This window comes from Maribacter sp. C-4077, assembly GCF_055378385.1.
The window spans coordinates 2,432,629-2,458,888 of record NZ_AP038807.1 but is presented as its reverse complement, the minus strand read 5'-3'; the positions used below and the strand labels follow the sequence as shown (position 1 = coordinate 2,458,888).

General features: G+C 42.2%; 22 protein-coding genes. 5 read left to right on the top strand and 17 right to left on the bottom strand.

All coding sequences use genetic code 11. From position 1 onward, the window contains the following. Positions 1-6: 6 nt before the first annotated feature. The 5 genes from ACZ41C_RS10510 to ACZ41C_RS10490 all read right to left on the bottom strand — a co-directional run bounded on the left by ACZ41C_RS10510 (position 7) and on the right by ACZ41C_RS10490 (position 9,037). Positions 7-4,470 carry a Calx-beta domain-containing protein gene (locus tag ACZ41C_RS10510; RefSeq protein ID WP_464561250.1) on the bottom strand — a complete coding sequence of 1,488 codons (4,464 nt, stop codon included), beginning with the start codon at positions 4,468-4,470 and terminating at the stop codon, positions 7-9. Positions 4,471-4,623: 153 nt separating this feature from the next. Next, complete coding sequence (gene fabD, locus ACZ41C_RS10505; RefSeq protein WP_464561248.1) at positions 4,624-5,508, bottom strand: ACP S-malonyltransferase; 885 nt, start codon at positions 5,506-5,508, stop codon at positions 4,624-4,626. 68 nt (positions 5,509-5,576) lie between these two features. Further along, positions 5,577-6,092 carry a gamma carbonic anhydrase family protein gene (locus tag ACZ41C_RS10500; RefSeq protein WP_138258736.1) on the bottom strand — a complete coding sequence of 172 codons (516 nt, stop codon included), beginning with the start codon at positions 6,090-6,092 and terminating at the stop codon, positions 5,577-5,579. A gap of 15 nt (positions 6,093-6,107) precedes the next feature. After that, positions 6,108-6,839: a LytR/AlgR family response regulator transcription factor gene (locus ACZ41C_RS10495; protein WP_138258737.1), complete on the bottom strand. Its 732-nt coding sequence runs from the start codon at positions 6,837-6,839 to the stop codon at positions 6,108-6,110. After that, positions 6,836-9,037, bottom strand: coding sequence for a tetratricopeptide repeat-containing sensor histidine kinase (locus tag ACZ41C_RS10490; RefSeq protein WP_464561246.1), 2,202 nt, complete (start codon positions 9,035-9,037; stop codon positions 6,836-6,838). Before ACZ41C_RS10490 ends, ACZ41C_RS10495 begins: the two co-directional genes overlap by 4 nt. A 305-nt stretch (positions 9,038-9,342) precedes the next feature. On the opposite strand from ACZ41C_RS10490, the gene ACZ41C_RS10485 reads away from it, so the two are divergent. Beyond that, positions 9,343-10,518 (top strand): vWA domain-containing protein, encoded by a 1,176-nt coding sequence (locus ACZ41C_RS10485; protein WP_464561244.1) that lies wholly within the window; start codon positions 9,343-9,345, stop codon positions 10,516-10,518. Positions 10,519-10,572: 54 nt separating this feature from the next. On the opposite strand, the gene ACZ41C_RS10480 is transcribed toward ACZ41C_RS10485, so the two are convergent. Then, entirely contained in the window at positions 10,573-11,601 is a 1,029-nt protein-coding gene (locus ACZ41C_RS10480) for a PorP/SprF family type IX secretion system membrane protein (protein WP_464561242.1), read from the bottom strand. Positions 11,602-11,816: 215 nt separating this feature from the next. Between ACZ41C_RS10480 and ACZ41C_RS10475 the strand changes: the two genes are divergently transcribed. The 4 genes from ACZ41C_RS10475 to ACZ41C_RS10460 all read left to right on the top strand — a co-directional run bounded on the left by ACZ41C_RS10475 (position 11,817) and on the right by ACZ41C_RS10460 (position 14,954). Beyond that, the gene (locus tag ACZ41C_RS10475; protein ID WP_464561240.1) at positions 11,817-12,725 is read left to right on the top strand and encodes a NifU family protein; all 909 of its coding nucleotides are present in this window, start codon (positions 11,817-11,819) and stop codon (positions 12,723-12,725) included. Between the two features lie 72 nt (positions 12,726-12,797). After that, on the top strand, positions 12,798-12,998 hold the full coding sequence (locus tag ACZ41C_RS10470) for a dodecin family protein (RefSeq protein ID WP_138258742.1): 201 nt from the start codon (positions 12,798-12,800) through the stop codon (positions 12,996-12,998). A gap of 366 nt (positions 12,999-13,364) precedes the next feature. Continuing rightward, a complete protein-coding gene (locus ACZ41C_RS10465; RefSeq protein ID WP_464561238.1) occupies positions 13,365-14,189 on the top strand; it encodes a mechanosensitive ion channel family protein in 825 nt (274 codons plus the stop codon). Positions 14,190-14,294: 105 nt separating this feature from the next. Further along, a complete protein-coding gene (locus ACZ41C_RS10460; protein WP_464561236.1) occupies positions 14,295-14,954 on the top strand; it encodes a hypothetical protein in 660 nt (219 codons plus the stop codon). Positions 14,955-14,965: 11 nt separating this feature from the next. On the opposite strand, the gene tsaB is transcribed toward ACZ41C_RS10460, so the two are convergent. From tsaB to ACZ41C_RS10405, 11 genes are all read right to left on the bottom strand, one after another. After that, positions 14,966-15,643: a tRNA (adenosine(37)-N6)-threonylcarbamoyltransferase complex dimerization subunit type 1 TsaB gene (gene tsaB, locus ACZ41C_RS10455; protein WP_464561234.1), complete on the bottom strand. Its 678-nt coding sequence runs from the start codon at positions 15,641-15,643 to the stop codon at positions 14,966-14,968. A gap of 75 nt (positions 15,644-15,718) precedes the next feature. Continuing rightward, on the bottom strand, positions 15,719-17,086 hold the full coding sequence (locus ACZ41C_RS10450) for a TolC family protein (RefSeq protein WP_464561232.1): 1,368 nt from the start codon (positions 17,084-17,086) through the stop codon (positions 15,719-15,721). 29 nt (positions 17,087-17,115) lie between these two features. Further along, positions 17,116-18,252 (bottom strand): efflux RND transporter periplasmic adaptor subunit, encoded by a 1,137-nt coding sequence (locus ACZ41C_RS10445; RefSeq protein WP_154917141.1) that lies wholly within the window; start codon positions 18,250-18,252, stop codon positions 17,116-17,118. A gap of 25 nt (positions 18,253-18,277) precedes the next feature. Then, positions 18,278-19,540 (bottom strand): ABC transporter permease, encoded by a 1,263-nt coding sequence (locus ACZ41C_RS10440; RefSeq protein ID WP_154917142.1) that lies wholly within the window; start codon positions 19,538-19,540, stop codon positions 18,278-18,280. Position 19,541: 1 nt separating this feature from the next. Beyond that, positions 19,542-20,771, bottom strand: a complete 1,230-nt coding sequence (locus ACZ41C_RS10435; protein ID WP_138258749.1) for an ABC transporter permease — start codon at positions 20,769-20,771, stop codon at positions 19,542-19,544. Then, on the bottom strand, positions 20,764-21,465 hold the full coding sequence (locus tag ACZ41C_RS10430) for an ABC transporter ATP-binding protein (protein WP_138258750.1): 702 nt from the start codon (positions 21,463-21,465) through the stop codon (positions 20,764-20,766). Before ACZ41C_RS10430 ends, ACZ41C_RS10435 begins: the two co-directional genes overlap by 8 nt. A gap of 99 nt (positions 21,466-21,564) precedes the next feature. Beyond that, complete coding sequence (locus tag ACZ41C_RS10425) at positions 21,565-22,680, bottom strand: efflux RND transporter periplasmic adaptor subunit (RefSeq protein WP_138258751.1); 1,116 nt, start codon at positions 22,678-22,680, stop codon at positions 21,565-21,567. A gap of 112 nt (positions 22,681-22,792) precedes the next feature. After that, positions 22,793-24,049, bottom strand: a complete 1,257-nt coding sequence (locus ACZ41C_RS10420; RefSeq protein WP_464561229.1) for an ABC transporter permease — start codon at positions 24,047-24,049, stop codon at positions 22,793-22,795. A 38-nt stretch (positions 24,050-24,087) separates the two neighbouring features. Further along, positions 24,088-25,338, bottom strand: a complete 1,251-nt coding sequence (locus ACZ41C_RS10415; RefSeq protein ID WP_464561227.1) for an ABC transporter permease — start codon at positions 25,336-25,338, stop codon at positions 24,088-24,090. A 114-nt stretch (positions 25,339-25,452) separates the two neighbouring features. Then, complete coding sequence (locus ACZ41C_RS10410) at positions 25,453-25,704, bottom strand: hypothetical protein (protein WP_464561225.1); 252 nt, start codon at positions 25,702-25,704, stop codon at positions 25,453-25,455. 18 nt (positions 25,705-25,722) lie between these two features. Continuing rightward, on the bottom strand, positions 25,723-26,259 hold the full coding sequence (locus tag ACZ41C_RS10405; protein ID WP_464561223.1) for a DUF420 domain-containing protein: 537 nt from the start codon (positions 26,257-26,259) through the stop codon (positions 25,723-25,725). Between the last annotated feature and the right edge of the window lies 1 nt (position 26,260).

Here is a 26,260-nt window from a genome sequence, read left to right as displayed (position 1 = left end):
TGCAATCTATCTAATTAATTGGATCCAACCTTTATCCGTCTGACTTTCCATGGGACCAAAGGCATCCATCAAAGTATATTCCAAAACATAGAAATACGTCCCTTTGGGCACTTCCTTGCCCTTAAAAGTACCGTCCCAAATATCGGCAACGGATTGGCTTCCATTTTGTACCGTATCCGCCCCCTCAAAAACCGTATTTCCATACCTGTCCACAATCGAAATGGTATATTGGATTCCCACAAGATTGTTGTCCGCATCCTCCAGATTTAGACGCAATACATCGTTGGTTCCATCCCCATTGGGTGAAAACTGATTGAAGAGAAAACCGGGGTCAGCGGATGTCCGTTCGTTTATGGTGACCGCTATCGTACTTTGATTGTTGGTGGCATCCTTACTGTCCCTGGGCGACGAACGGTCTATGATGGCCGTATTCCTGAAACTACCCACTGCGGTAACCCTACCTGTAATTTGAAGCTCCACCGCGTTTTGCTCACCGGCCAGTAATGAAGGTATTGTCCAAATACCAGTTTCTTCAGCATATACACCGATGCTTGCACTACTGGATTCATATTCAAAAAGGGACTCTTTCCCCACCTCGATACTATCGCGTACTATGATATTTTCAATGGCTTCCGCAAAGTCCGATGCATTGGTAAGATTGGTTACCTTGATGGTGAACGTAATCTGTTCTCCCACCAAAGGTGTTTCATTGTTCACTGACTTTTCTATGTCCAAATCTATGCCTTCGTATACTTGTGTTTCTATTGAAAGGATTGCCTTATCATTTTCAGGATTATCATCCAATGGCGTTGAAGTAATTAATTCCGCCATATTCGTGTAGCTTCCATCCTCCAGCACTATCGCTTTAATATCCAAAGTGGCTGTTCCCAATGCCGGTAAATTGACCATTGTCCATGTCCATGATTCGTCAAGTGGGCTATATTCTCCTAAAGACGTTGTATTGGACACATAGTCAAATCCCGTACCGGTCAAATCATCAACTATGATGACCTCATCCACTGGTTTATCTGTTAGGTTCCTTACCGTTATGGTAAACGTAATTTCTTCTCCCGGAGCTACATTTTCACGATCGGCTACTTTGGTAATTTCCAAATCAACTGGGCAGTCCGGGCTAGAATTATCGGGAATACATGGATTATCGTTAGCAGGATCCTGCTGATCATTGACACCATCACCATCAGAATCCAAGATATTGGAATCCAAGGCATCGATAATACCATCTCCGTCCTCATCCAAAGGATTTTGAATATCGGGACCAACTTCCTCCCCGTCCAAGATTCCATCCCCATCAGTATCTGGGTTATTTGGATCTAAATCAAGTGCAAATTCCTCACCTGTTAACAATCCGTCGTTATCATCGTCCACATTACAGTCGCTTACGGTAATTACCACATCTACGGAGATATCGGTACAAGGTGCTGTGGCCACATTGGTGGTATAGGTAAAGGTATAGGGGCCATTGGGAACGCCTTCAAAATCCACTTCGTTATCGGCATTTATGACCAAGGTATTTCCGTTTGCCGTCCATGTTCCAGCACTTGCACCTACCAATCTACTGTCCAAATCAACGACCGTATTACCAAAGGCGGCAACACTACAGGCGCCTCCATTCGCAACAATGGTACCCGTAGTAGGCTCATTACCTATGGTAGCAACCACCTCAACCCTTTCGGAAACGCATCCGTTGGAAACGGCTTCTACATAAAAACTGGTTGTCGATGAAATATTGGGGGTAGTGAAATTTTCACCGGCCCCAATAGGTGTAACCGCAGTTGGAGAAGTGTACCAGCTTAGGGAAGCTCCTCCACTGGCCTCAGCCGAAAGCTCTACTGTTCCGGGTCCACAAGCCTCACCATTATTTGTTTGAATTATTTGAGGAATGATATTCAAGGTAAGTTGTACCTCAATCGTTCCACTGGCACAGTCATCGGCAAAATTATTGGGCGTACCGTTATCGTCTAGGAAAAATCCAAAATAAGAACCTTCCAAAGTAGGATTGTCAACCTCGGCCGGTAATAAATAGGCATTCTCGTTTAACGGGTCATTACTGGTACTCCATACTAACCTTGTGGAACCTACCCGTCCGGCAGGGGGCGTTGTGCTTGTATAATCATCCAAACTAGAAATCGTTGTATTCTGAAAAATGGGTGTGGGTCCTGAGGTTGATTCCACGCCACAAAACGTTGTTTCCAAGCTTGTATCCAGTTCTGGTGCCGCCACACAATTATCATCGTCATTGATGGTTCCTATGGCCGTACCCCCATTTGTAAACTGAACTCCATTGGTAGGTGAACCCAATTGAACCGTAAAGGTTTCACTATCCTCCAATAGTTGATCATCTACTAAGGTCACTGTAATCGTTTCTACTTCACCGGCCGTACCTGTAAAGGACAAATTACCGTCTGAGGCCGTGTAATCAACGCCACCCCCTGTTGCCGTACCATCAGAAATAGTATAAGAAACAGTGGTCCCCCCAGCTACCGCAATATCCAGTACAACCTCAAAAACCATCTCTCCTGAAGCGACATTCTCATTGGCCGTAACATCAGAAATGGTTAAAGTTGCTTGATCATTGTCAGCAATGTTTACCGTTGCAGATCTTGTCCCCGCCGTTCCCAAATCGTAATCAGGGGAACTATCGGTCAAAGTTAAAATTACGGTTTCGGTACCTTCCTGTATTTGATCATCTATGGGTGTTATGGAAACCGTTCTAGATCGTTCTCCGTTTGGTATGCTAACGCTAGCACCTATATTGTTATAATCCGTTCCATTAATTGCCGTTCCCGTAATATTGTAGGTAACGACAATAGGTCCACCTGTTGTATTCGGCGACCCCAAGTCTATGGTAAAAAGTCCGGTTGCCGTGGCAGGAGTGTTTTCTGCAGCAGTGGCATCCGTTGCAGTAATGGTTGCCGTAAAAATATCATCGTCCAATATGGTTACGATAGCCGAATTAGGGGCGCCTATGGCATAGGCCGATGAACTGACCGTACCCAAATTGAGTACTACCGTTTCATCGCCTTCCACTGCAGTATCATTTATTGGGGTAATATTAATATCTATGGAATCATCGTTGTTTCCAAAGACAGCCGTACCATTCCCACTATCATTGAAATCCTGCCCCGGCCCAGAAGCCGTTGCAGTACCGCCAAATGAATATGTTACAGTGATATCACTTCCTGTGGTATTGGGTTGACTGAGGTTTATCTGAAATCTTCCTCTATTACCCCCACCTCCACCTTCTTCGTTCGTGGTCTCTCTACCAGGTTCTGTCACCACCGTAACTTGTCCCACATCGTCATTTAGAATGGTGCCTATTGCGGTATCAGAATCATCAATCAAAGGGTCCGACGCTGTTAATGAGACTATAAAAGTTTCATCTGCTTCCAAAATATTATCGTTTAAAGACGAAACGTTGAATTGTCTAGTTTCACCAGCTGTACCATTAAAATTTAACGTCTGCTGAACATTATTATAGTCCTCGGGCGCAACTAAAGGAGGAGCTCCACCTTGAGCGGTTCCTCCTCCAAAATTCACATTCACAGAAAAAGGATTTGCCACCGCATTATTCAAAGTAACCGTAAACTGCATGGAAAGACCTTCGGTTTGAGAAACATCTTCAATGGTCAATATAGCTGCATCGTCATCCTCATTGGTAACCGTTAATTGGGCCACATCTGCTCCACTTAAAGCATCATAATTGGGATCTGGAGAAGTTACGTTACCGGTATTTATCGTTGTGGTAATGTCTCCGTCCGCAATTGCATCATCCAATCCGGTTATAGTCAAATCGACGCCAGTGTTCCATTGTGCTGGCGGAATGACCACACTCGCTGGCCCAGAGTTCTCGGTCGCATCATAATTATTTATCGGAATGGTAACACTTGCAGTTGGTTGGCTTGTTAGTGTGAATGTAAAAGTTGCAGTGCCACCAGCTTCTGTGGTAGTTCCGATAGTAGGAGTAACATTTACACCGGCAACATCATCGTCAGCAATGTTGACCGTTGCGCTGCCAGTTCCAATAGTAGTGCCTGAAGGTACAGTTGTAATATTCACTATTACATTCTCAGTAACCTCAACAAAAAAATCGTCCAGAACTTCCAAATCAACAATGGCAAATCCGGTTCCAAAAATACCGGTTGTTATTGCTACTTGAGCGGGGATTGGATTAAAATCAGCTCCAGATGTCGCAGTACTTGCTCCGTCTAGACCCAACCCAATAATATAATTATTACCAATTCCGCCTCCAGTTACACTTACAGTAAACTGTCCATCTACAGGACCATCTTCATCGGCATTGGGTTGCGAGGCCGATATGGAAACCGTTTGTCCGTACACATCCCCACCCATAAAACCTAAAGTGAAGAAGAGTACCATAAAAAAGACCCAATTATGAAAGGAAAGTTTTGGGACTTTGCGTAAAGTGCGGAGGTTATTATTCAAATTCATAGCGTTACTTATAAAACATTGGACAGTGTTCCAAAAATGCCCAATACGACAAAAACAGAAGCCAATAATACCAAAAAATTGCTCCTAAACCCTTAATTAACAGATTAAAAAGCTATTTTCTTGATAAACTACCTTTTTTATGGTGTACGCGTTCTAATCCAACTCTGGGGATAAGGTCTCTGCGGAACCATCTATCTTCTTGACCAATCCCTGAAGTACTTTTCCCGGTCCGATTTCCGTGAAGATCGTTGCACCATCAGCAATCATCTGTTGCACGCTTTGGGTCCACTTTACGGGAGCCGTCAGTTGGGAAATCAGGTTTTTCTTGATTTCATCAGCATCGTTTACCGCAGTGGTCGTTACATTCTGATAGATAGGGCAACTTGGAGCGGCAAAATGGGTTCCTTCTATGGCACTGGCCAATTCTTCCCTGGCAGGTTCCATCAATGGTGAGTGAAAAGCACCGCCCACGGGTAGGACAAGGGCCCTTCTGGCACCAGCCTCCTTCAATTTTTCACAAGCGCGGTTCACAGCTTCCACTTCCCCTGAAATAACCAATTGCCCTGGGCAGTTGTAATTCGCAGCGACCACGATTCCCGGTGTTTCCGTGCAGATTTTTTCAACGGTCGCATCGTCCAATCCCAACACGGCGGCCATTGTACTGGGCTGTATCTCACAGGCTCGTTGCATGGCCAATGCCCGCTTGGATACCAATTGAAGCCCGTCCTCAAAAGTAAGGGTGCCGTTGGCCACTAAGGCACTGAACTCCCCAAGAGAATGGCCTGCAACCATATTAGGCCTAAAACTGTCGCCCATCACCTTGCTTAAAATAACGGAATGCAGAAAAATGGCGGGCTGGGTAATCTTCGTTTCCTTTAGGCCTTCGGCAGTTCCATGGAACATGGTTTCTGTAATTGGAAAACCAAGTATTTCATTGGCGGTATGGAACATATCTTTAGCAACGGGATACTTTTGGTATAAATCCAATCCCATACCCACAAACTGTGCGCCCTGTCCGGGAAAAATGTAAGCGTTCATCGTTTTAAATTTAGGTTGGGCAAAAGTAATGATAATCGTCGAAAGGTACATTCAGTTGGTCAATCAAGTCAATTATTTTCCTTAAACCAGCCGGAGTACAGTATGTAGGCTTCAGCGATTCTATTGATTTCCCCGGCGCTCAACTCCGGACTAATATCCTTGATTTTCTTTGCGGGCATACCCGCAAAAACACTACCGGATGGCACATGTGTCCCCTTCGTCACCACGGCACCCGCAGCAATGATACTGTTGCTTTCCACCACACAATCGTCCATGACGATGCTTCCCATCCCGATCAGCACATTATCCTGGACGGTACAGCCATGCACAATGGCATTATGGCCTATTGAAACATTGTTTCCTATAGTTGTTGGCGATTTTTGATAGGTGCAATGGATGACCGCTCCATCCTGGACATTGACCTTATCCCCGATTTTTATGTAATGTACATCGCCACGAATGACGGCATTGAACCAAACGCTGCATTGATTTCCCATGGTGACATCGCCAACAATGGTCGCGTTTTCGGCAATAAAACAATCCTCTCCCATTTTTGGGTGTTTTCCATTAACCTCTTTGATCATAGTCTTCTTTTTATTTTAGTCAAAATAGGACAATAAATCCTTCTTTTTGGAGGCCGAAACCAATAATTCCTTTCCATTTGACAATACCACACTACCTCCCTTTCCCTTCCTATATTTCACCACTTCGTTCACATTGACCAAATAGGATTTGTGTATCCTTGCAAAATGGAATTCGGCCAAAGCATCCTCAAAATATTTGAGTGTTTTGCTCACCAAGATCTTTTTTTTCTCCAAATAGATTTCCGTGTAGTTATCATCGGCCTTACAAAATAGGATTTCTTCCACATTGAGTACCTGAAAACCATCCTGTTGGGGAAGTGTCAGTTTTCCTTGGATACTTTTGGCATTGGTATTCAACACCTTTTCCTGCAAACGATTTTCCTTGGTTTTTACTTCCTGTACATAGTCCACCGCCTTTACCAGCTCATCAATATTTATAGGCTTGGTCAGGTAGTAGGCCGCATGGTGGTTCAAGGCATCCTTCGCATAGTGGTCATATGCAGTTACGAATACGGTCTCAAAACTGCGGTCCGGAACTTGGTCCAACAGATCAAAGGCATTGCCAAAAGGCATCTCAACATCCAGAAATACCAGATCCAAATCATTGTTTTCGATCAGTTCCAAACCTTCCTTTATGGAGGCCGCCATGCCCACCAGGTTGACATCCGGACAATATTTATGTATATAATTGCCAAGGATTTCCCTGCTATTGGCCTCGTCCTCTACTAAAATTGCGTTTAAGGTCATTTGTCCTTCTTTAAGGTAAACAGTACTTGGGTACCCTCACCGTTTGTTTTTAAATTGGAAATGGAAACCGACACCTTATCGCCGTACATATCGTTCAAAATGGCGATTCGTTGTTTTATATTTCCCATTCCTTTTGACTTCTGCTTCCGTTGGTTGACCGTTTTAAGTTCGGCTGATTTTTTCCTGCCGATGCCATCATCAGACACCAATATTTCTAGTTCATCTTCATTTTTTGCCTGGACCTTCAATTCCAATCGGCCCTTTTCTTCCTTATACCTGAGTCCGTGCCAAATCGCATTTTCTATATACGGCTGGAGTAACATGGGCGGAATCTGAAACGTGGAAACATCCAGGTTTTCATCGACTTGAAGTACATAATCGAATTTATCCGGAAAGCGGGAATGTTCCAATTTTATATACAATTCCAAAAGTTCCAACTCCTTGGTCAAGGGTATAAAATCCTCCTCTGAATTTTCCAGCACGGACCGCATCAGTCTTGAGAAATCGCTCAAGTATCTGTTTGCACTTCGCTCATCGCTCTTGGAAATATAATTGTTGACAGAATTAAGGGCGTTGAAAATAAAATGCGGATTCATCTGGGACCGTAAGGATTTCAAGGCCAGTAGATTGTTGGCTAACTTTTGTTGTTGGTTGCTCCTGTAAAAAAAGAACGCCGCCAAGCCGGTAAGCAATAATCCGAATATCAGGGAATAAATAATGTATCGTTGCCGCTTGTAACTTTCCTCGGCCAATTCCTGTTCCGTCAAGGCCAATTCATATTTACTTTGTGACAGTTCCCGCTCCTGTTCCAAGCCGGAAATCCTACTCTGGGTAACGGCAATTTCCCTATTGAAACGTGCCGCCCTGGAAATTTCCTGTTCCTTGCGTATGTACAAGGTATCCACAAGGGCCACATAGTCCTGATAGGTTTCTAGGGCCCTGTTGTACTCGCCCTTGAATTCATATACTTCGGATAGTTTCCTCGTGGCATCCTTTTGCACGACCAAATCGTTATCGGAATCCGCCTGAACGATACTCTTCTGTAGATAGGGTATCGCCTCTTCATATTTGTCCTGCGCGATGTAGGCGTTCGCAATCTTATAATTGATGCGCTGGCTTGTGATGGTATCGCCCAGATCCATTGTTCCATCTGCTTCAGAAATGTTCAGCTTGCCCAAGGCCTCCAAACTATTCTTTCTGATGGCTATTTCCTCGGTATACTCGTTCCTTTTGTTGTAGAAATCGGCGACTTTTTCACGCTCCTGCAGTACCCTCTTTGGGGCCATTTTGCTGGCCAGTTCTACGGAATTGCCATAATAGACCTCGGCCTCCATTACCTTATTATCCTGCGCATAGGCATCCGCGATTTTGGAATTTAGATCGGTCATCTTGGGGGTAATCTGGTTCTGGGAGGCCACCTTTAAACCTTCGTTGTAATAGTCTACCGCCAATGGAGTATCGCCGGTTCCTTTCTTGATATCCCCAAAAATCTCATAGAGTTCAACTCGTTGGTAGGGCACCATATTCTTGAGTCTCTCAAGCGATTTCAACACATTTTCGGCCGCATCAAATTGATCCGTGATTTCATAGGTCCTGGCCAACATTAAGGATGTTGCTATGGTTTTATTGGCCTTTAAGGCGTCCTCAAAATTATCGATGGCCAAATCATATTGTTTGTGATGTAAATAGATTTCCCCCAATTTGGTCAGGGATTTTGCCAGTTGGTCCTTATCGCCATCGGTACCCAAAACCTCCAAGCTTTGGGCCACAAAATCGATGCTTCTGGCAATATCCGTTTTCTTATAGTATTCCGCGGAATCCAAAAAAGCCTGGTTGCTCAGGACCCTATTTCTGGACATTGAGGACCTACTTAGGGCATCATCCTTTTTACTTTCTTCAACCACCTGTAGTTTGATATCATCCCTGCTGGTCACTTGATGCCTAACAGTCTCAAAACTGGGGTGTTCCAAAATCAACCGCTCACCAATGGAAACGGAAATCCTGAATTCCCCCATACCATTGGTATACGTAAACTGCCCGGAGCTTGTGGATACGGATACACCCTGAATGGGTTTATTGGATTTTTGGGATTCCACCAAGCCCTTGAGTACAAATTTTGGGGTTCCGTTGTTTTGGGCCAAGCCCAAAACACTCACGAAAAGAAATGGAATGATTATATGTAAAAGGGATGACCGCATCTATTTTTTCTGATCATATGACTGTAAACTTAGATGATTCCTAGCACACTAAAAAATGTGGATTTTAGGATATTACCTGAATTTCCACCGTGCTTTCTCACTTTGCTAAAAGAAAGGTTTGGTTACCTCATCCAAATGGCACGTTCCCTAAAAACGGTTATGTATCCAAAAAGTTTCATTCTAGGTTTACAGCGTAATCAAATCAATAAAACGATGAAACCCTCATCAAGGGATTTGATATAGTGAGTAATTCCTCTACAAAAGGAACTATTTAAAAATCAAGCTTTTAATTTAATTCAAAACGTATGAAAAAATATCAAAAAATAATGACCCTAGGTTTTTCGGTACTATCCATGGCGGTAAGCTATGGATGTAAAAACGAACCGAAAAAGGAAAAACAAATCCTGTTGGCGGAAAGGGTCGAACCTTCCAATAAATCAAATAAACGGACTGTTAAAATTGCCCTGTTATTGGATACCAGTAACAGTATGGACGGATTGATAAATCAGGCGAAATCCCAATTATGGGACATCGTCAACGAATTCACAAGGGCCAAGAGCGGAAACGAAACTAGACCGGAACTTGAAATCGCTTTGTACCAATATGGCAATGACGCGCTTTCCTATAGGGAAGGTTACATACAGCAAGTTCTGAATTTTAGCAGTGACCTGGACGAGATATCAGAAAAACTATTTTCATTGACCACCAATGGAGGAGAGGAGTATTGCGGCGAGGTAATCCAAACCTCCTTGAAACAATTGGAATGGGGCAAAGATCCAGATAACTTGAGAATGATATTCATTGCTGGCAACGAACCTTTCACTCAAGGTAGGCTTCACTACAAGGATGCCCTAACCAATGCCAAAGAACATGATGTTATCGTAAACACCATATTCTGTGGAAACTACGAACTGGGCATTGAAACGCAATGGAAAAAAGGAGCTCAACTGACAGGTGGTGAATATATGGCCATAGACCATAATAGGGAAGTGGTACATATCAACACACCGTATGACGACATCATCATCAAATTGAATTCAAGGTTGAACAAAACGTACATTTCATACGGTGCCAGGGCGAGCGAATATGAGGAAAACCAAGCCTCACAGGATGAAAATGCCATGAGTGTGGGATACGGTGTGGCTATCAAACGAGCCGTTAGCAAAAGCTCCCGACTTTACAATAATAAATCATGGGATTTGGTGGATGCATCGGCCGATGCAGATTTTGAATTAAAGGAAATGGACCGAAAAAGCTTGCCCGAGGAACTAAAAGGAAAATCGGATGAAGAAATTATATCCTACGTTGAAGAAAAACGCAAGGAAAGGGAACGTATACAGGCCGAAATTGCGGAACTAAATAGTAAAAGGGAACGTTATATCCGCGAAAATCAAAAGGAAAACACCCAAGGGGAACTGGAAAGTGCTATGCTCAAGGCTATCAAGAAACAAGCGGCTCAAAAGAACTACACATGGGATTAGCTTAAACGAAAATCGGATTTATTCGGGTCTTTTAAGAAGGTAAAAGGCCCTTTTTTAATTCGCGGCGGGACAGTAACAATCGTACCTTTTTTCGGGCTTGCAAAAATCGAAACCTAAGGTTATCTGGTGAAAGCCCCCATTATCAAAACGTATATCGCCCATCTGGTAGGAGTAATTATAGGAGATCATAAATTTATTAAAATTTGCCCCTACAATTGGTGTAATCAACTGAAGGCGTTGCTCCCCAAAACTGGTTGCCGTTTGAAACTGTGCACCATCAAAACTCCTTCTGTAGGAAACACCGCCCCAAATCCGACCAAAATCAACATCCTTGTAAAGCTTCGCATTAATGTCCACGGTCTTTTCCTTGGTGAAATCCGTCAATTGAAAAAGCACGGAGGGTTCAAATTGCCATTCGCTTCTGCCAAATACATATCCTGCCGAAATGAGATATCTTCTAAGATTATCCACCCTGGGAACCGTTAGATTATCCGGGTCATCAGCTCGATTTATCCTATATATGTTTCGCCTCGAAGAAAGTGCATTCAAGACGGCAAAATGCGTATAAAACTCCTGATAGGCATAGGACATTCCAAAATCCACATTGAAATAGGTCTCATTGAGCTTAATCCCTGAAATAGCAGGATCAAATGCTACGGAACGAAACTCTGTTTCATCCAAACTACTTTGAAGCACCGTTCCACTCAAACCAAAGGAAAGTTGGTTCAATACCCGCACATCGTCACCACCCATGCGCAAATGATGGGCGTAGGTTCCTTTGAATCCAGTTTGGGAATGGTAGCCATTGGCATCGTTAAAAATGATGGCCCCTAAACCGCTGGGGGAGTCTCCCAACCTAAAATGCCCGTTTAAGGTCTGTAAGTTTGGGGCATCATCCACATCAAACCATTGCTGTCTCGCCGTGGCCCTGATTTGGCCACATTCCGTAAAACCAGCCATGGATGGAAATACGAGATAATAGTTATCTGCCAAATAATCAAAATATACCGGAATCCCTTCTTGACCATTGGATTTTAATCCAAATAATAGGAAGGAGAACAACAGGAACAACTTACATCTCATGTCAATAATTTGGGGTAATAGTGTACATGACACTAAATATAATGGATAACGGTACAAACAGTACATTATTATGTAGGTATAAACTTAGAATTCCTTCGTATTTTTGAAACCCGCATCGAGGGATTTGGTATGGTTAGCTAAATACTATAACAAAAGGTAATTACTAATTATCAGATTATTGACATCCATTTAAACGTATTATAAAATTGGAACACATGAAAGAGTACAATATAACGGTCGTAAAAACCAAGAATCCTGCCATATTGAAGTTTGAATCCAACCACATGTTGGTCAAACGGCAAAACTATGAATTCAAAAATATAGACGAGGCCAAAAATTCCCCATTGGCACAACAACTTTTTTACCTACCCTTTATCAAAACGGTATACATTTCAGGGAATTTCGTTGGTATGGAACGGTACGATATTGTCGAATGGGAGGATGTTAAGGACGAAGTGGCACAGCAGTTAGTGGAATACCTAAATGCCGGGGAGCCCGTGGTCATTGAAGCCGAAACCGACAAGCCCATTGCCGTGACCGTATACGCTGAGGTTACCCCAAACCCCGCCACCATGAAATTTGTGGCCAGTAAAAAAATCGTAGGTTCTATGTTCGAGTTCAAGAATATAGATGAAGCCAAAGACTCCCCTTTGGCCACACAGTTGTTTCAATTTCCCTTTGTGAAGCAGGTCTTTATTGATGACAACTACGTTTCGGTTACCAAATACGAAGTTGCCGAATGGGACGATATTACAATGGAGCTAAGGGAACTTATTAGAAACTTTATAGCGGAAGGCAGGGATATTGTAACCACGAATGCGGAACCCATACAAGGAAACCAAGCAGCGGACCCCACCCAGAATATCATCCAAGATGAATTGGACGATACCTCGTTGGAAATCATCGATATTTTGGAGGAATATGTAAAGCCCGCGGTGGCGAGTGACGGTGGGAATATTCTGTTCAAGTCCTATGAGCCCAACAGCCGAACAGTAAACGTCATTCTTCAAGGTGCCTGTAGTGGATGTCCTTCGTCAACATTTACCCTGAAAAATGGAATCGAAACCATGTTAAAAAATATGATGGGTGACCGAGTAAACGAAGTTGTTGCCCTAAACGGATAAAAAACAGCCCTAAGGGCGGAGTTTCTTCCCAAGAATCCTTAAATTTAGGAGAAACATAAAAAACACTAAATCATGGCAGTTTTAAAAGTTATTGAAGTATTGGCGAATTCCGATAAGAGCTGGGAAGACGCCGCAAAAAATGCAGTGGCCCAGGCCTCAAAATCGGTTAAGAACATTCGTTCGGTGTATATTAACGAACAAAGTGCAACCGTAGAGGATGGAAAAATGGTAACCTACAGGGTAAATGTAAAGATCACCTTTGAGGTGCAATAAGTTTTTTGCATTTGACCACTATTGAAGAGGCTGTCTAAAAAGTAGTTCTGAATGTCATATTGAGCGTGTCGAAATATTATAAAATACTGATAAGTTAAAAATCGGTTTCGACAGGTTCAACCTGACAACTAAGCCAAATAAGACTTTTTAGACAGTCTCTTTTTGTTTATAATTGAGAATCATCCCCTCTCTGAGTATAAGAAGATTGTTCAAAAATTTCAACCTTCATAATTGATTTTGACTCAAAAAAAACAACCTTTGACTCGTCTGGTTTAAAACCAACCGCATTAACATTAGTTTAATGAAATATTTTTGATTGGACTGTTCCAAATTTTTAAGTTGTCGCCAAAACTATTTAAAACAACTATGGAACAATTCACCAACTATCAAGAACATCTGGATAATGCCATTAAATGGTTCTGGGATGCACTCCCAAATTTGATTGCCGCCATCATTCTCCTGTTTGTAGGCATGTACGTAATCCGATTTACGAACAAGATGGTCCGCAAATTTTTTGCAAAAAAAGATTATGACCCTTCATTGGAATCCTTTATTCAAAGTCTAATATCCATTGCCCTAAAGATTCTACTTTTTGTAGTGATTATCACCCAACTCGGTGTGCAATCCTCATCTTTGGTCGCCATCATTGGTGCTGCCGGTTTGGCCATTGGTCTTGCACTACAAGGGTCCCTTGCCAATTTTGCAGGTGGAGTACTTATCTTGTTGTTCAAGCCCTTTAAAGTGGGGGATTTTATTTCCGCACAAGGAGTTGATGGCACGGTGAAGGAGATATCGATTTTTACTACCAAGCTAAAGACTTTTGGAAATCAGGTTGCAATTGTGCCAAACGGTCAATTATCGAACAACAACATCATAAATTATAATGCCGAGGACACCCGAAGGGACAAAATAGACGTAGGTATTGGTTATGGTTCCAACATCAAAAAAGCCAAGGATATACTTTTGGCAATTTGTATAGAAACCGATACGATTTTAAAAGATCCCGCACCTGAAGTATATGTTGGGGAACTAGCTGATAGTTCTGTCAATTTAACACTCCGTTTCTGGGCCAATAATGACGTTTTCTGGAAGGCACATTTCCATGTGATGGAAGAAATAAAACACCGGTTCGATGCGGAAGGTATAGAAATTCCATTTCCACAAAGGGTTGTTCACGGAACCTCTTTATAAACCGTCTAAATCTATTTTAAGGAATTTTAGAAACAGGACAAAAAGTTGATACTTGAAAAATAATTAACTATCTTTCTTAAGATGAATAAGTTATATTTTTTATTTATGTTTTTTTTGTCCTTAGGATATGGACAGGTGATAGGTAATGGTGATGGTATTACTACTGATGTTCAAGTGGGTATTGTTTACAGGGAAGTACCTATTGAAGGTAGCGCCTACATAAATGATATATATAAAAGCGGAAAAATTTACATTAACGGCGTTGTGAGATCAGAGGCCTTAATGCGATTCGATGCGGTAAACGAGGCAATTGAAATTCTAAATGAAAATGGTAAGCCAAGAAAACTTTTTCGACAAAATAATATAAAGGTCACCTTTGATAATTTGATATATGAAGTAGATGAATATATGGAAGGTGAGAAAACGAAAATGGCCTATTTCAATCCTTTGAACAGTGGTGACGTCAAACTTTTATTTAGGCCAAAAAAGGTATTTTTACAAGCTGAAAACCCTGATAACGGCTACGATAGTTTCTCCCCACCTAAATACAAGGATGTTTCTTCTTACTACCTTAAATTCGGGAATAATCCGGCAGAATACATCAATCTTTCCAAAAGAGCTATAATAAAGGCGCTAGGGCAATACGAAAAAACTTTGAAAGATTATATTTCGACACAGGAACTAAATCTTAGAAATCAAAAGGATGCCATTCAATTGATTCAATTTTTCAATACTCTTAAAAGTGATTTAAAACCAGAACTTTAAAACGGTATTTTTTATTGTTTTTTAGTCGATGTTGTCAAAAAATCCTTTAAATAATAGGGTTCAAAATACGCAACGTCCTCAAATTCAAATTTCTTATACTTTTCATAAGTTAGTTTTGCCATTTCCTTAGCTGATGGAACAGCATCCATATAAAATTCGGCATTGACATTGGGTAGTGTTTGCTTTATTTTTTCAGCACCGGAACCAATAAAATGGATTTTACTTTTTGAAAGATAGTCTTGGAAGGATTCCAAATCTACAATTTCAGCCTGTGTGTCCCTTATTTGGTTCAAATCCGCATCGAATACTGCTGAATAGACCTCCATTCTTCTGGCATCCAAAACCGAGACGATAGAATCTCCCTTGGTTACATCCAGTTGGCCAGCCAAGCTTTTTAAGGTTGCAATGGAAATCAGGGGAATATCAAGGGCAAAACAAAGCCCCTTGGCCGCTGAAACACCAATTCTAAGGCCTGTATAGGAACCAGGACCCATACTCACGGCAACGGCATCCAAATCACTCATTTCGTACCCGGACTCATCCATGCTTTCTTTAATGAAAACATGTAATTGTTCCGCATGGGAGTAGCTTGGTGTGTTGTTTTCCTTTATGGAAACCATTTCACCGTTTAAGGACAAACACACGGAACAGTTGGTAGTAGCCGTTTCCAAGTTTAAAATCAATGCCATTTGCCAAAGGTAGATAATAACCATAAAAAAACCTGCAATTCAATATTACAGGTTTTTTTATGATGGGTCAGTCTACTAGTTCAAGACAACTGGGAGCCCAAAATAAAATTCCAATATCTTAATCCTGAAAATATAGTCATATTTGGTCCGTATAACATCGGCTTCGGCATTGTCCACGCGGGCCTGCGCCTGACTATAATCGAAGGAATTCATAAGACCTACTTCAAAACGCTCCTTGGCGTATTCAAAGGCCAATCTTCTTGCCTCTAGGGTTTTCTCAGCAGCCTCATATGCCTTTGCGGAAGTTTTCACCGCAACGTAGGCTTGGTTAACCGTATTTTCAAGATCTAACTTATCCTGTTCAAATTGCAACTTTGCACGCTCCACATCTATTTTCGCCCTATCAATATTATTCCTAGTGCTAAATCCATTGAAAATAGGAACGCTCAGCTGTACACCGTAGGAAACACCATCGAATATCCACAACTGATCCGTGAAATTGGGCGTAAAGAATTCGGGTGGAGATCCAGGTGGAAGACCGGCAACGGGTAATTGAGCAACATCTGAATATCTAGTTCCATAATTGGCAAATGCGTCTATAGTGGGCAATAAAGCACCTTTCCGAATTTGAAGGTCTTTTTCAGCTACTTCTACATTTGCTTTGGAGAATTTAATATCATTCCTAAATTCCAAGGCTTTTGCAAAGATGCTACTTGGTGAATTCGCCAATATTTCTGAAGGGGGTACTTCATACGACTCATCGGCCGTATCAAAATTTTCGTAATCCGTGATTTGCATTAATTGTGCCAAGGCAATTTTGGATATCAACACTTGTCCTTCAGCATTTACAATTTGTTGCTCCTGATTGGCCGCAGTGGCCTCAATATCCAAGAGATCTCCCATAGGCACTACGCCAGATTCCACCAATTCTTTGGTACGTTTTAAATCTTGCTCTGTTACCGCATATTGAGCCTGGGCTACCTTAAGACTTTCTTTGTTCGAAATTACCTGCAAGTAGTTATTTGCAACATTTAATCGAATGTCGTCCTTTAAATCTTCCAATCGATACTGATTGGCAATGGTATTCAATTTAGATCTGTTCATTTGATGCACGTCCCTCATACCATTAAATAGATTTACACCCGTGGTGATACCGGCATTTACGTTATTTTGAGTGCTATTTGTCGGTAAGTTGGTTGTTGGATTAATAGAGAAACCAGTGTTACTTGAAAAAGAGGTATTGGCATTTAGGTTTGGCAGAAAATTTCCAAAAGCATCCTTTTCATTGATTTTCGCATTCTCCAAATCCAGTTCAAACTGCTCAACGGATAAGTTATTTTCCACTGCATAGGTGACACATTCCTCCAAGGTCCATTTTTTGTTTTGAGCCATGGAAGTACCTGCTACCAAAAGCAGTAGTAGTGTGGTTATCGTATACTTCATTTTTTGATTTTTATTTTGATTGATGATGATTATTCTGTTTCTGTTTCTTCCTCACCTTTCTTGATAGGCTCTGTTTTGTTCCAGTGTTTTACTTTGTCATCCTTGGTCAATCCGGATATCACCTCCACATTCACCCCATCTGAAATACCGGTTTCTATATCCCTTCGCTCGAATTTTTGCTCTTCGGCGGAGCCTACCGCTACCTCTACATAAGGTTTATCGGTTTCCTTGTCAAATTGTAAAACCGCCTCTGGTATTACCAAAATACTATCCTTTTTCTCCAGTACGATGGAAGCATTGGCACTGTACCCTGCACGGATAAAGACATCGTCTTTCTCCTCTACATCGCCTTCTATCTTAAACTGTACGGCACCTGTCTCCTCAACACCCTTTGGTGCTATAAACTTCAATTTAGCATCCAACTCAACATCCTCAACGGCTCCCAAACTTATCTTCAAAGGTGTCCCAACTTGCAATTTTCCAACTTCTCCTTCATCTACCTTTCCTTCAAAAATCATCTTGCCCAGATCTGCAATCGATGCAATGGTTGTTCCATCATTAAAATTGTTACTTTGGATAACCTGATCTCCTTCTTCCACGGGAATTTCCAAAATAGTACCGTCCACGGTAGCCCTAATATTGGTATTGGCGGTGGATGATCCACCTGCAGAACCACGAAGGATTATCTGATAATCGTTTTGCGCATTTTCAAGTTCCAGTTTTGCCTGGTCATAAGTCAACTGGATGTTCTGGAAATCCTGTGCGGAAACCACACCTTTATCGAACAAGGTCTTGTTTCTGTTAAAATCGAGTTCTGCGTTGCCCAAAGCAACCTTCGCATTGTTTACCCTGCCACGTGCTTGGAACAAGGCTTGTTCGTTAGGAACGACCTTTATTAAGGCAATCAAATCGCCGGCCTTTACCTTGGCTCCTTCTTCCAGGTATATTTTCTCGATAATCCCTGATATTTGCGGTTTTATTTCAATTTCCTCTTCCGGAACAACCTTTCCGGTAGCCACCGTCTTTTTCTCAATACTGGAAATAAAAGGTTGGCTGGTATCATAGGTAATGGCAGATTTGCTGTTCGATTTAATAAAGAACACCGCGGCCCAAAGTGCTCCCAGCACCAAAACTCCTATTAAAATATATTTTACGATTTTGTTCATTTTTAAGTGTTTATTTAAATGGTTGTTATTCTTCTCTTAATGCATCTATTGGTTTTATACTTACTGCTCGTTGCGCCGGTATCAATCCGATCAGGGTTCCAAGGATCACCATAATCAAAAGTGCCCCAAGCACGTAAGGGATTGGTACTGTTGGATTTGTATATGGAAAATCCAAATCCTTGGTAAGATTGTTTATGATGGACAATACACCTGCGCCCAGTATGATTCCCATAATTCCGGCTATCATAGTTAGAAAAACGGATTCCAGAATAATCTGGTTTCTGACTTCGGCAGGCGTCGCACCCAAGGCACGCCTTACACCCAATTCCTTGGTCCGCTCCTTTACGGATATCAATAATATATTTCCGATACCGATGACCCCCGCAAGAATCGTTGCCAAACCAACAACCAAGCTCAAAAAGGTCATGCCCTTGGCAAACCCGGACACCCTTGCAAAGGCTTCACCTAAATTAAAGGAACCAAAGGCCCTTTCATCCTCTGGATTTACCCGATGGATATTTCTAAGCAAGGCCTTAACATCCTTCTCCACTTGAACCACATCCACATCATCATAGGCCGCAATACAGAAATAATCCACATTTTCGCCGGTATTGTAAAGTTTTCTGAAGGTTGTAAAAGGTATAAAAATCGCCGCATCGCTATCAAAGCTTACGCCTTGTGAAAGTTTATGTATCCCTACAACCTGAAAATACACGTCCCCGATTCTTATGTACTGACCAATGGGCTCCTCATCCTTATCAAAAAGCTCCTGTACATTTCTTTCCCCTATTACACAGACCTTTCTGGCCTGGGCGATGTCCTCGTCATTAATAAACCTACCACCATCAAAAATCTGTTTGGTGGCAATTTTGGTATAGATGGGATAGTCGCCATTTACCGGATACGTTCCCGATTTTTGACCTCTGACCGTAAATACGGGTTCCGTTCCAAAATTGCCCAAATTGATCCTGGGTGCTATATAATTGATTTCCGGTATTCTATTTTCCAACATGGCCGCGTCACCCAATTTCAATTGCATGGGCCTGCCCGTTTTAAATCCTTCGTAGGGCATACTTGTATTCTGTCCCCATACGAACATACTGTTCATGGAAACACTTTCAAATACCTTTTCAAAACCATTGTCCATTCCTTTGGCGGCTCCTGACAAGGCTATATAGATAAATATGCCCCATAGAACCCCAATAATGGTAATGATGGTCCTGGTCTTGTTCTTACTGATAGAACCGAATATCTCTTGCCACGTATTTCTGTCGAAAATAAACTTCATATCATTCGTCCCTTAGTGCCACAATTGGTTTTATTCTTGCCGCCCTTCTAGCGGGTATATATCCGGCCAAACCTCCAAAGAAAATCAGGACAATGGTCGAAAATATAGCGGTTCCCATATTAATGAATGGATTTGTTATGAAATAGTCCTCCAGGGTATCCCCCAAGGAACTTAACATGGCCACCCCTACAATCATCCCGAAAATACCCGAAATGGTAGTAATGAAAACCGACTCCAAAAGTATAGTACTTATAACGGATCTAGGGGTTGCGCCCAAGGCCTTACGAATACCTATTTCCTTGGTGCGTTCCTTGACCACAAACACCATAATGTTACTGATTCCAATTATCCCGGCAATGATAGTCCCAAATGCCACAAATGCAACGATGATTTGCAATACCCCGGCAAATTGTTGGTTCTGCTTCAACTGATCCGCCACATTTCTGATAAAGAAACCTCTTTCATCGTTTGGGTCAATGAATTTTTTCTCCCTCAAAAAGTCCCCCAACTTCCGCTCAAAAGTCATGGCCCCGGCATATCCTATTTCGGTTTTGAAGCCAATCACGATTTGGTCTACCTTATCTGTATTTTTTTCTATCAATTGTCTTGTAGTATAAGGTATGTATATCCTTCGTTCCTCATCGTCCCCAGCTTCATCCTGAAAAACCCCTATTACTTTAAAGGCACTTCCCGTAATATCAATATATTTTCCTAGCGCATTTTCATTTTTGAACAAATCCTGCTCCACCAACCTACCTATCACTGCGTATTTGGCCTTTTCCTCTATGTCCACTCGATTGAGGTACCTACCTTTCATTATGACGGTCTTTTCCGCAAACTGGTAAGCATCACTCACACCCCGGGTCGTGTAATTGTTCGATTCGTTTTTATATTTTACCATACCGCTACGATCCACCCTGGGTGAAATATATTCCAAAAACAGCGGGAAAGACTCCTCAATATCGGCTAAATCGGTATTATCGAACTCTATTTGCCTGTTGGATTTATATCCTTTGTAGGGTTTTGAAGTTCTACCCGGAAACACAAAAAATGTGTTCGTGGCATCATCCTCAAAAAATTCGTTGAAGGTGTTAATAAGTCCGTTTCCAAAACCATAAAGTACAACGAATATCAAGATACCCAAGGCCACAGTAAACCCGGAAAGGAAGGTCCTTAACTTGTTTTTCTGTATGGTCTCGAATATTTCCTTCCAGTTGTCCCTACTAAACATATTGTTCGGCCCTTACCTGTTCCACCTTTTTATCCTCTACGATGACACCGTCCTTTAGATGCACGATTCGTTTGCACATATGGGCGATATCCTCCTCATGGGTCACCACCAAAATGGTATTGCCCTGATCGTTGATTTTCTGGATAAGGTCCATTACTTCATAAGAAGTCTTACTATCCAAAGCTCCTGTAGGCTCATCCGCCAATAATACTTTTGGTTCCGCGGCCATGGCCCTGGCAATGGCCACGCGCTGTTTCTGTCCACCGGAAAGCTCGCTGGGCAAGTGCGTCGCCCATTGTTTAAGGCCCACTTGTTCTAGATATTTCAATGCTTTCTCCTGTCGTTCCTTCCTTCCTACCCTTTGGTAATACAAGGGCAAGGCCACATTCTCCGCAGCGCTTTTATAGTTTATCAAGTTGAAGGACTGAAAGATAAACCCCAAGAACTTGTTTCTATATTGGGCCGCTTTCGTCTCGTTCAAATTTTTGATGGGCACACCATCAAGGGTGTAGGTACCCTCGTCCAACTCGTCCAACATCCCAAGGATATTTAACAAGGTGGATTTTCCCGAACCTGACGATCCCATAATGGCGACCAATTCTCCTTCTTCGACTGAGAAATTGATTCCTTTGAGCACGTGCAGGGAGTTTTTGCCCATTTTATAGGACTTATGAAGATTTTTAATTTCAATCATGTTGGTTTTGGTTTTAGACCTTTAATCTAGTAAGATCTACTGGTTAGACTTAAGTTCGCTGATTTTGTTACAGGAAAAAATAAAATATCTCCCCATTATTTAGTTTTGTGCCAGTTCATCTTTTTCTATTTCGTTCCAGACCTTGATTTTGGCTTCCTCGGTGATACCGGACTTCACCTCCACGTAAATACCGTCACTGATCCCCAATTCAATATCCCTTCGTTCAAACTGTTGTTCACCCGTAGCAATTTCCACAAAAGGATTCTTGGTCTTATCATCAAACTGGACCAAGGCTTCCTTAATCGCCAAAACACTATCTGCCCTGGCCAAAATAATGGAGGCGTTTGCACTTAGACCCGCTCTTATAAAGGTAGTATCCTGCTTTTTCAAGGTGCCCTTAATTTCAAATTGAATGGCCCCGTTTTCCTCCTTGCCTTTTGGTGCTATGTAATCCAAAACGGCATCGAACACTTGGTTTTCAATAGCGCCCACCGTAATTTCCAAGGGTAGGTCTTCCTTAATCTTTCCCACTTCGGATTCATCGACCTTGCCTTCAAAAATCATCTTCTCCACATCGGCAATCGCGGCAATCGTGGTTCCTTCGTTAAAATTGTTGCTCTCAATGACCTGATTCCCTTTCTCAACAGGTACGTCTAACACCATTCCCGTAACGGTAGACCGAATTAAGGTATTGGCCTCGTTCCCATATCCGCTGGCGGTACCCGTTTTGATGATGTCCAGCCGTTTCATGGCCGCATTGTAGGTTTGTTTAGCCTGGTCATGTGCTACCTCCGCACGTTCCAAGTCGGTTTTAGAAACTACGCCTTTTTCGAACAATGTTCGTTGTCTGTCCAGATTTCTTCGCTGATCGTCCAAGTCTATTTTTGCCCTATCGATGGCATCGCGGGCATCGTTTACCGCACTTAAATTTGGCACCACCTTTATTTTGGCCAACAAATCGCCAGTCTTGACATAATCGCCACCTTCCACATATACTTCCTCGATTACGCCGGAAATATTCGGTTTTATGAGCACTTCCTCCAAAGGAAGTATACTCCCGGTGGCCATCGTTTTCCGAACGATCGTTTGCTTGGAAGGGGTATCCGTTTCATACACCACGGGGTCTTCTGAATTCTTTTGATAAAGGTAGTACATGGCACCACCGAAAAGTACCACGATTAAAGCAAGTATACTAATTGTGACCGATTTCTTCATGTTGATTGGTTTTGTATTATTTATGATTGATGATTACAGGAAAGCCTGATTATTACAAATAGAATAACCGCTAAAATTCCTAAAATCAGTTTTAACTTTTTGATCATTTTAATTATTCCGTCCTCAATGCCTCTATGGGCCTTACCTTAATGGCACTATTGGCCGGTAAAAAACCTGCCAACAATCCCGATACTACCAAAATCAATAAGGCACTCACCACCACGCCTAGACTAACACTTGGGTTCAAGAACATATCCACAGGGCCCACGGAGTCCAACAAAATATTTATGCCGTAAATAATGAGTGCCCCAAAAATAATCCCGATCATTCCTGACATAATGGTCAAAAAGACCGATTCCATGAGTATTTGCAAACGTATGGACCATGGATTCTCCCCTAAAGCGCGTCTAATTCCAATTTCCTTGGTCCGTTCCTTGATGACAATCAACATAATATTACTTACCCCGATAATTCCCGATATCAAAACCAAAATCCCAACGAAATACGCCACAAACCTTAAGGCACCGAACAAACTCTGCACCCGATTAAACTGTTCGTACAGATCAAAAAAACCAATGGCCCGTTCATCCTTGGGGTGCACCTTTCGACTTTGTTTTACGGTATTAACGATTTTCTCGGTGAGATTACTGATAGAGCTACCGTCTCTGGCCGTTATGGCCATCCACCCCACGTTATCCGCACGGTTGAATGCTTGGGAAAAAGTTGTAAATGGCATAAAAATCTGGCGTTCACTGTTCTCTCCTCCCCCGTTGCTCGTTTTTTCCTTGTAGGTGCCAACGACCATAAAATTGATGCCACTTATCTTAAGATAGGTACCCAGCACCTCTTCGTCCTCCTCATAAAGTTCCTCCCGAATGCGGTTCCCTATGACCACGACCTTTCTTTTTTCCTTGATGTCGTTATGGTTAAAGAAACGCCCGTGGGCAACGTACATGGGATTTTGCTCGATAATTTCTGGGTAATCGCCAAAGACCCGATACCTCCCGGTCTCCGTCCCCCGTACCACATTGTCCCCTTCTTCCAAGCGTATGCTGTTTCGCGGGGAAATAATCCGTAGTTCCGGAATGTTTTGACGGAGCAGTTCTACATCGCTCAGTTTAAAATTGAATGTCCGCCCTTCAGGTAGCCCGGCATAGGCCATGGAAGTCGTTTCGGTCCACATGAACATGGTGTTGGTGGCCACTCCGTTGAAGTCCTGCCGTATACCATTCTCCAGTCCTTTCCCAGCCGCCAATAATATAATGAGGATAAAGATACCCCAGCCCACACCAAAAGCCGTAGCAATGGTCCGTACCACATTACTGGACATTACCTCCAGAATTTCGTTCCAACGATCTTTATTGAACATAAATTCCCTGAATATTATTTAATTGATTTCCCATCATCCTAATCATCCCGTAATGCTTCGATTACCTGTACGTTCACCGCCTTCCATGCCGGAAAGAAACCCGCGATTGCCCCGGCAAAAATTAATAGGATCACCGTAGATAATGCCACATTAAAGTCCACGGAAGGATTCATAACATAATCCACCTCAATGTTTGGCCCAACAAATTCCAACAAAGCCATGCTAAAAATAAGCCCTGTGCATCCTGCCACGGCAGTAACAAATATGGCCTCGTGCATGATCATCCCAACAATGGACCAAGGTTTGGCACCCAGTGCCTTCCGAATCCCAATTTCGCGGGTGCGTTCCTTAACCACGATTAACATAATATTGCTTACACTGACCACACCTGCGATCAATGTCAAAAACCCTACGGCCCAAAAGAAGAGCTCAATGGCCTTTCCCAAGGTATAGAATCGTTTGGCCTCCTGTATGGGATTGTATAGCCGTATGGCGCGGTCATCTTCAGGGGCCACACCGTGGTACAATTTTAGATATTCCAATAACTTGGTCGTAAAGGTATCGTTCATGGCAACGGTCTCTTCAAAAGAATCCATTTCCGGAAGCATAAAATTCAGGTTATTGATCTTATCCGCACCATTAAAGGCCAATTGTGCGGTCGTTACCGGAATAAATATTCGCTCCTCTTCACTTTCATTCCTACCGTACTCTCCGTATACACCCACAATCTTAAAACCGGCACCTGAAATCATGATGTACTCCCCAACAGGAGTTTCCAAATTTGAGAATACCTCTCTTTTAATTTTGTTGCTGATTACCGCAACCTTGGCATTTTCCCGAACATCCTTTTCGTTGATATACCTTCCCTCCGATAAAAATTCGTTCTCGATTACCTGAAGGTCTCCATTGGTACCGGCCACATTGTATACCAGTAGATCATTGTTATAGACTACTTGAACATCGTTTGGAAAATACAAAACGGAAGCTTTTTCAAAATCTTGATCGAAAACTTTTGAGACCGTCTCGTAGTTTTCGTTTCTAAGTTGGATCCGCCGACCGGGATTCAGACCTTTATACTCCATGGTCGTGCGTTGTGGCCAAACCCAGATACTGGTAGCAGCATCGCCCTTAAACTCATTGTCAATGCCATTTTGCATGCCTTGACCAAATCCCAATAAGATTACGAGGATGAATATGCCCGAAGCTACGGAAAGTCCCGTTAGAAAGGTACGAAGCTTGTTTTTTCGAATAGTATCGAAAATTTCCTGCCATCGTTCTAAGTCGAACATGTTGATTAGTTTTGATTGATGAACGTAATACAAGTATTACTATGGATAAGACTATAGAATACCTACAATGTTACACAATAGAACCAAAAAAAATGTTAAATCCTTAAAATTGAGTTAAGAACGCATTTTGCGATATACAAAATAGAATACGCCCGCTACAAGCACATAGGGAATCGCCATAAGATACACGATACCGTTATTGATGCCTTCTGCCGCCGTCCCAGATTCCTCACTTTCCAGTACGGCACGGCACATGGCACATTGGGCCTCCAGTTGTGAAGGGAAAAGTGCCAATCCAATCACCAAAATAACAAAGAGGGCCTTGATACTGGTTTTTGTCAAATTTATATGTCTATGCGGTTCCATGGAAAGCCTTTATTGAAATTAGGAAGTATAATAAGGGGAAATCATCAGATACACCACAACACCGGTGACGGCAACATATAACCAAATCGGAAATGTATATTTGGCCAATATTCTATGGTCCTCAAAACGACCCAAATATGCTTTGGCATAGGTCCTTAATACCAAGGGAATCAGGGCAATGGATAATATAATATGGGTAATCAATATAAAATAATAAACATAGGAAAGTACACCTTCTCCCCCATAAGGTGTTGAGTCCGAAGTCATATGATACAGAATATACATGACCAAGAAAATAAGCGACAATCCAATATTGGTTGTCATTAGCTTTTGGTGAAGGGACTGTTTGCCATTTTTTATCGCCCAAACGGCCACAACGAGCAATACTGCCGTAAGTCCGTTTATGGTCGCATAAATGGGTGGCAGAAATTTTAACGGGGCCACATTGGGAATTTTAATCCCAAAAAGCAATGCTACCACAATAGGAATCACCACAGATACAACGGTAATCATCCTATTAAATTTTTTCTCCTTAAGTGCGATATTATTCTCCATG

What these genes read in the sequence shown, in the direction of transcription:
- ACZ41C_RS10510 (WP_464561250.1), bottom strand. Translation starts at nt 4,470, where the DNA reads ATGAATTTGAATAATAACCTCCGCACTTTACGCAAAGTCCCAAAACTT.
- fabD (WP_464561248.1), bottom strand. Translation starts at nt 5,508, where the DNA reads ATGAACGCTTACATTTTTCCCGGACAGGGCGCACAGTTTGTGGGTATG.
- ACZ41C_RS10500 (WP_138258736.1), bottom strand. Translation starts at nt 6,092, where the DNA reads ATGATCAAAGAGGTTAATGGAAAACACCCAAAAATGGGAGAGGATTGT.
- ACZ41C_RS10495 (WP_138258737.1), bottom strand. Translation starts at nt 6,839, where the DNA reads ATGACCTTAAACGCAATTTTAGTAGAGGACGAGGCCAATAGCAGGGAA.
- ACZ41C_RS10490 (WP_464561246.1), bottom strand. Translation starts at nt 9,037, where the DNA reads ATGCGGTCATCCCTTTTACATATAATCATTCCATTTCTTTTCGTGAGT.
- ACZ41C_RS10485 (WP_464561244.1), top strand. Translation starts at nt 9,343, where the DNA reads ATGAAAAAATATCAAAAAATAATGACCCTAGGTTTTTCGGTACTATCC.
- ACZ41C_RS10480 (WP_464561242.1), bottom strand. Translation starts at nt 11,601, where the DNA reads ATGAGATGTAAGTTGTTCCTGTTGTTCTCCTTCCTATTATTTGGATTA.
- ACZ41C_RS10475 (WP_464561240.1), top strand. Translation starts at nt 11,817, where the DNA reads ATGAAAGAGTACAATATAACGGTCGTAAAAACCAAGAATCCTGCCATA.
- ACZ41C_RS10470 (WP_138258742.1), top strand. Translation starts at nt 12,798, where the DNA reads ATGGCAGTTTTAAAAGTTATTGAAGTATTGGCGAATTCCGATAAGAGC.
- ACZ41C_RS10465 (WP_464561238.1), top strand. Translation starts at nt 13,365, where the DNA reads ATGGAACAATTCACCAACTATCAAGAACATCTGGATAATGCCATTAAA.
- ACZ41C_RS10460 (WP_464561236.1), top strand. Translation starts at nt 14,295, where the DNA reads ATGTTTTTTTTGTCCTTAGGATATGGACAGGTGATAGGTAATGGTGAT.
- tsaB (WP_464561234.1), bottom strand. Translation starts at nt 15,643, where the DNA reads ATGGCATTGATTTTAAACTTGGAAACGGCTACTACCAACTGTTCCGTG.
- ACZ41C_RS10450 (WP_464561232.1), bottom strand. Translation starts at nt 17,086, where the DNA reads ATGAAGTATACGATAACCACACTACTACTGCTTTTGGTAGCAGGTACT.
- ACZ41C_RS10445 (WP_154917141.1), bottom strand. Translation starts at nt 18,252, where the DNA reads ATGAACAAAATCGTAAAATATATTTTAATAGGAGTTTTGGTGCTGGGA.
- ACZ41C_RS10440 (WP_154917142.1), bottom strand. Translation starts at nt 19,540, where the DNA reads ATGAAGTTTATTTTCGACAGAAATACGTGGCAAGAGATATTCGGTTCT.
- ACZ41C_RS10435 (WP_138258749.1), bottom strand. Translation starts at nt 20,771, where the DNA reads ATGTTTAGTAGGGACAACTGGAAGGAAATATTCGAGACCATACAGAAA.
- ACZ41C_RS10430 (WP_138258750.1), bottom strand. Translation starts at nt 21,465, where the DNA reads ATGATTGAAATTAAAAATCTTCATAAGTCCTATAAAATGGGCAAAAAC.
- ACZ41C_RS10425 (WP_138258751.1), bottom strand. Translation starts at nt 22,680, where the DNA reads ATGAAGAAATCGGTCACAATTAGTATACTTGCTTTAATCGTGGTACTT.
- ACZ41C_RS10420 (WP_464561229.1), bottom strand. Translation starts at nt 24,049, where the DNA reads ATGTTCAATAAAGATCGTTGGAACGAAATTCTGGAGGTAATGTCCAGT.
- ACZ41C_RS10415 (WP_464561227.1), bottom strand. Translation starts at nt 25,338, where the DNA reads ATGTTCGACTTAGAACGATGGCAGGAAATTTTCGATACTATTCGAAAA.
- ACZ41C_RS10410 (WP_464561225.1), bottom strand. Translation starts at nt 25,704, where the DNA reads ATGGAACCGCATAGACATATAAATTTGACAAAAACCAGTATCAAGGCC.
- ACZ41C_RS10405 (WP_464561223.1), bottom strand. Translation starts at nt 26,259, where the DNA reads ATGGAGAATAATATCGCACTTAAGGAGAAAAAATTTAATAGGATGATT.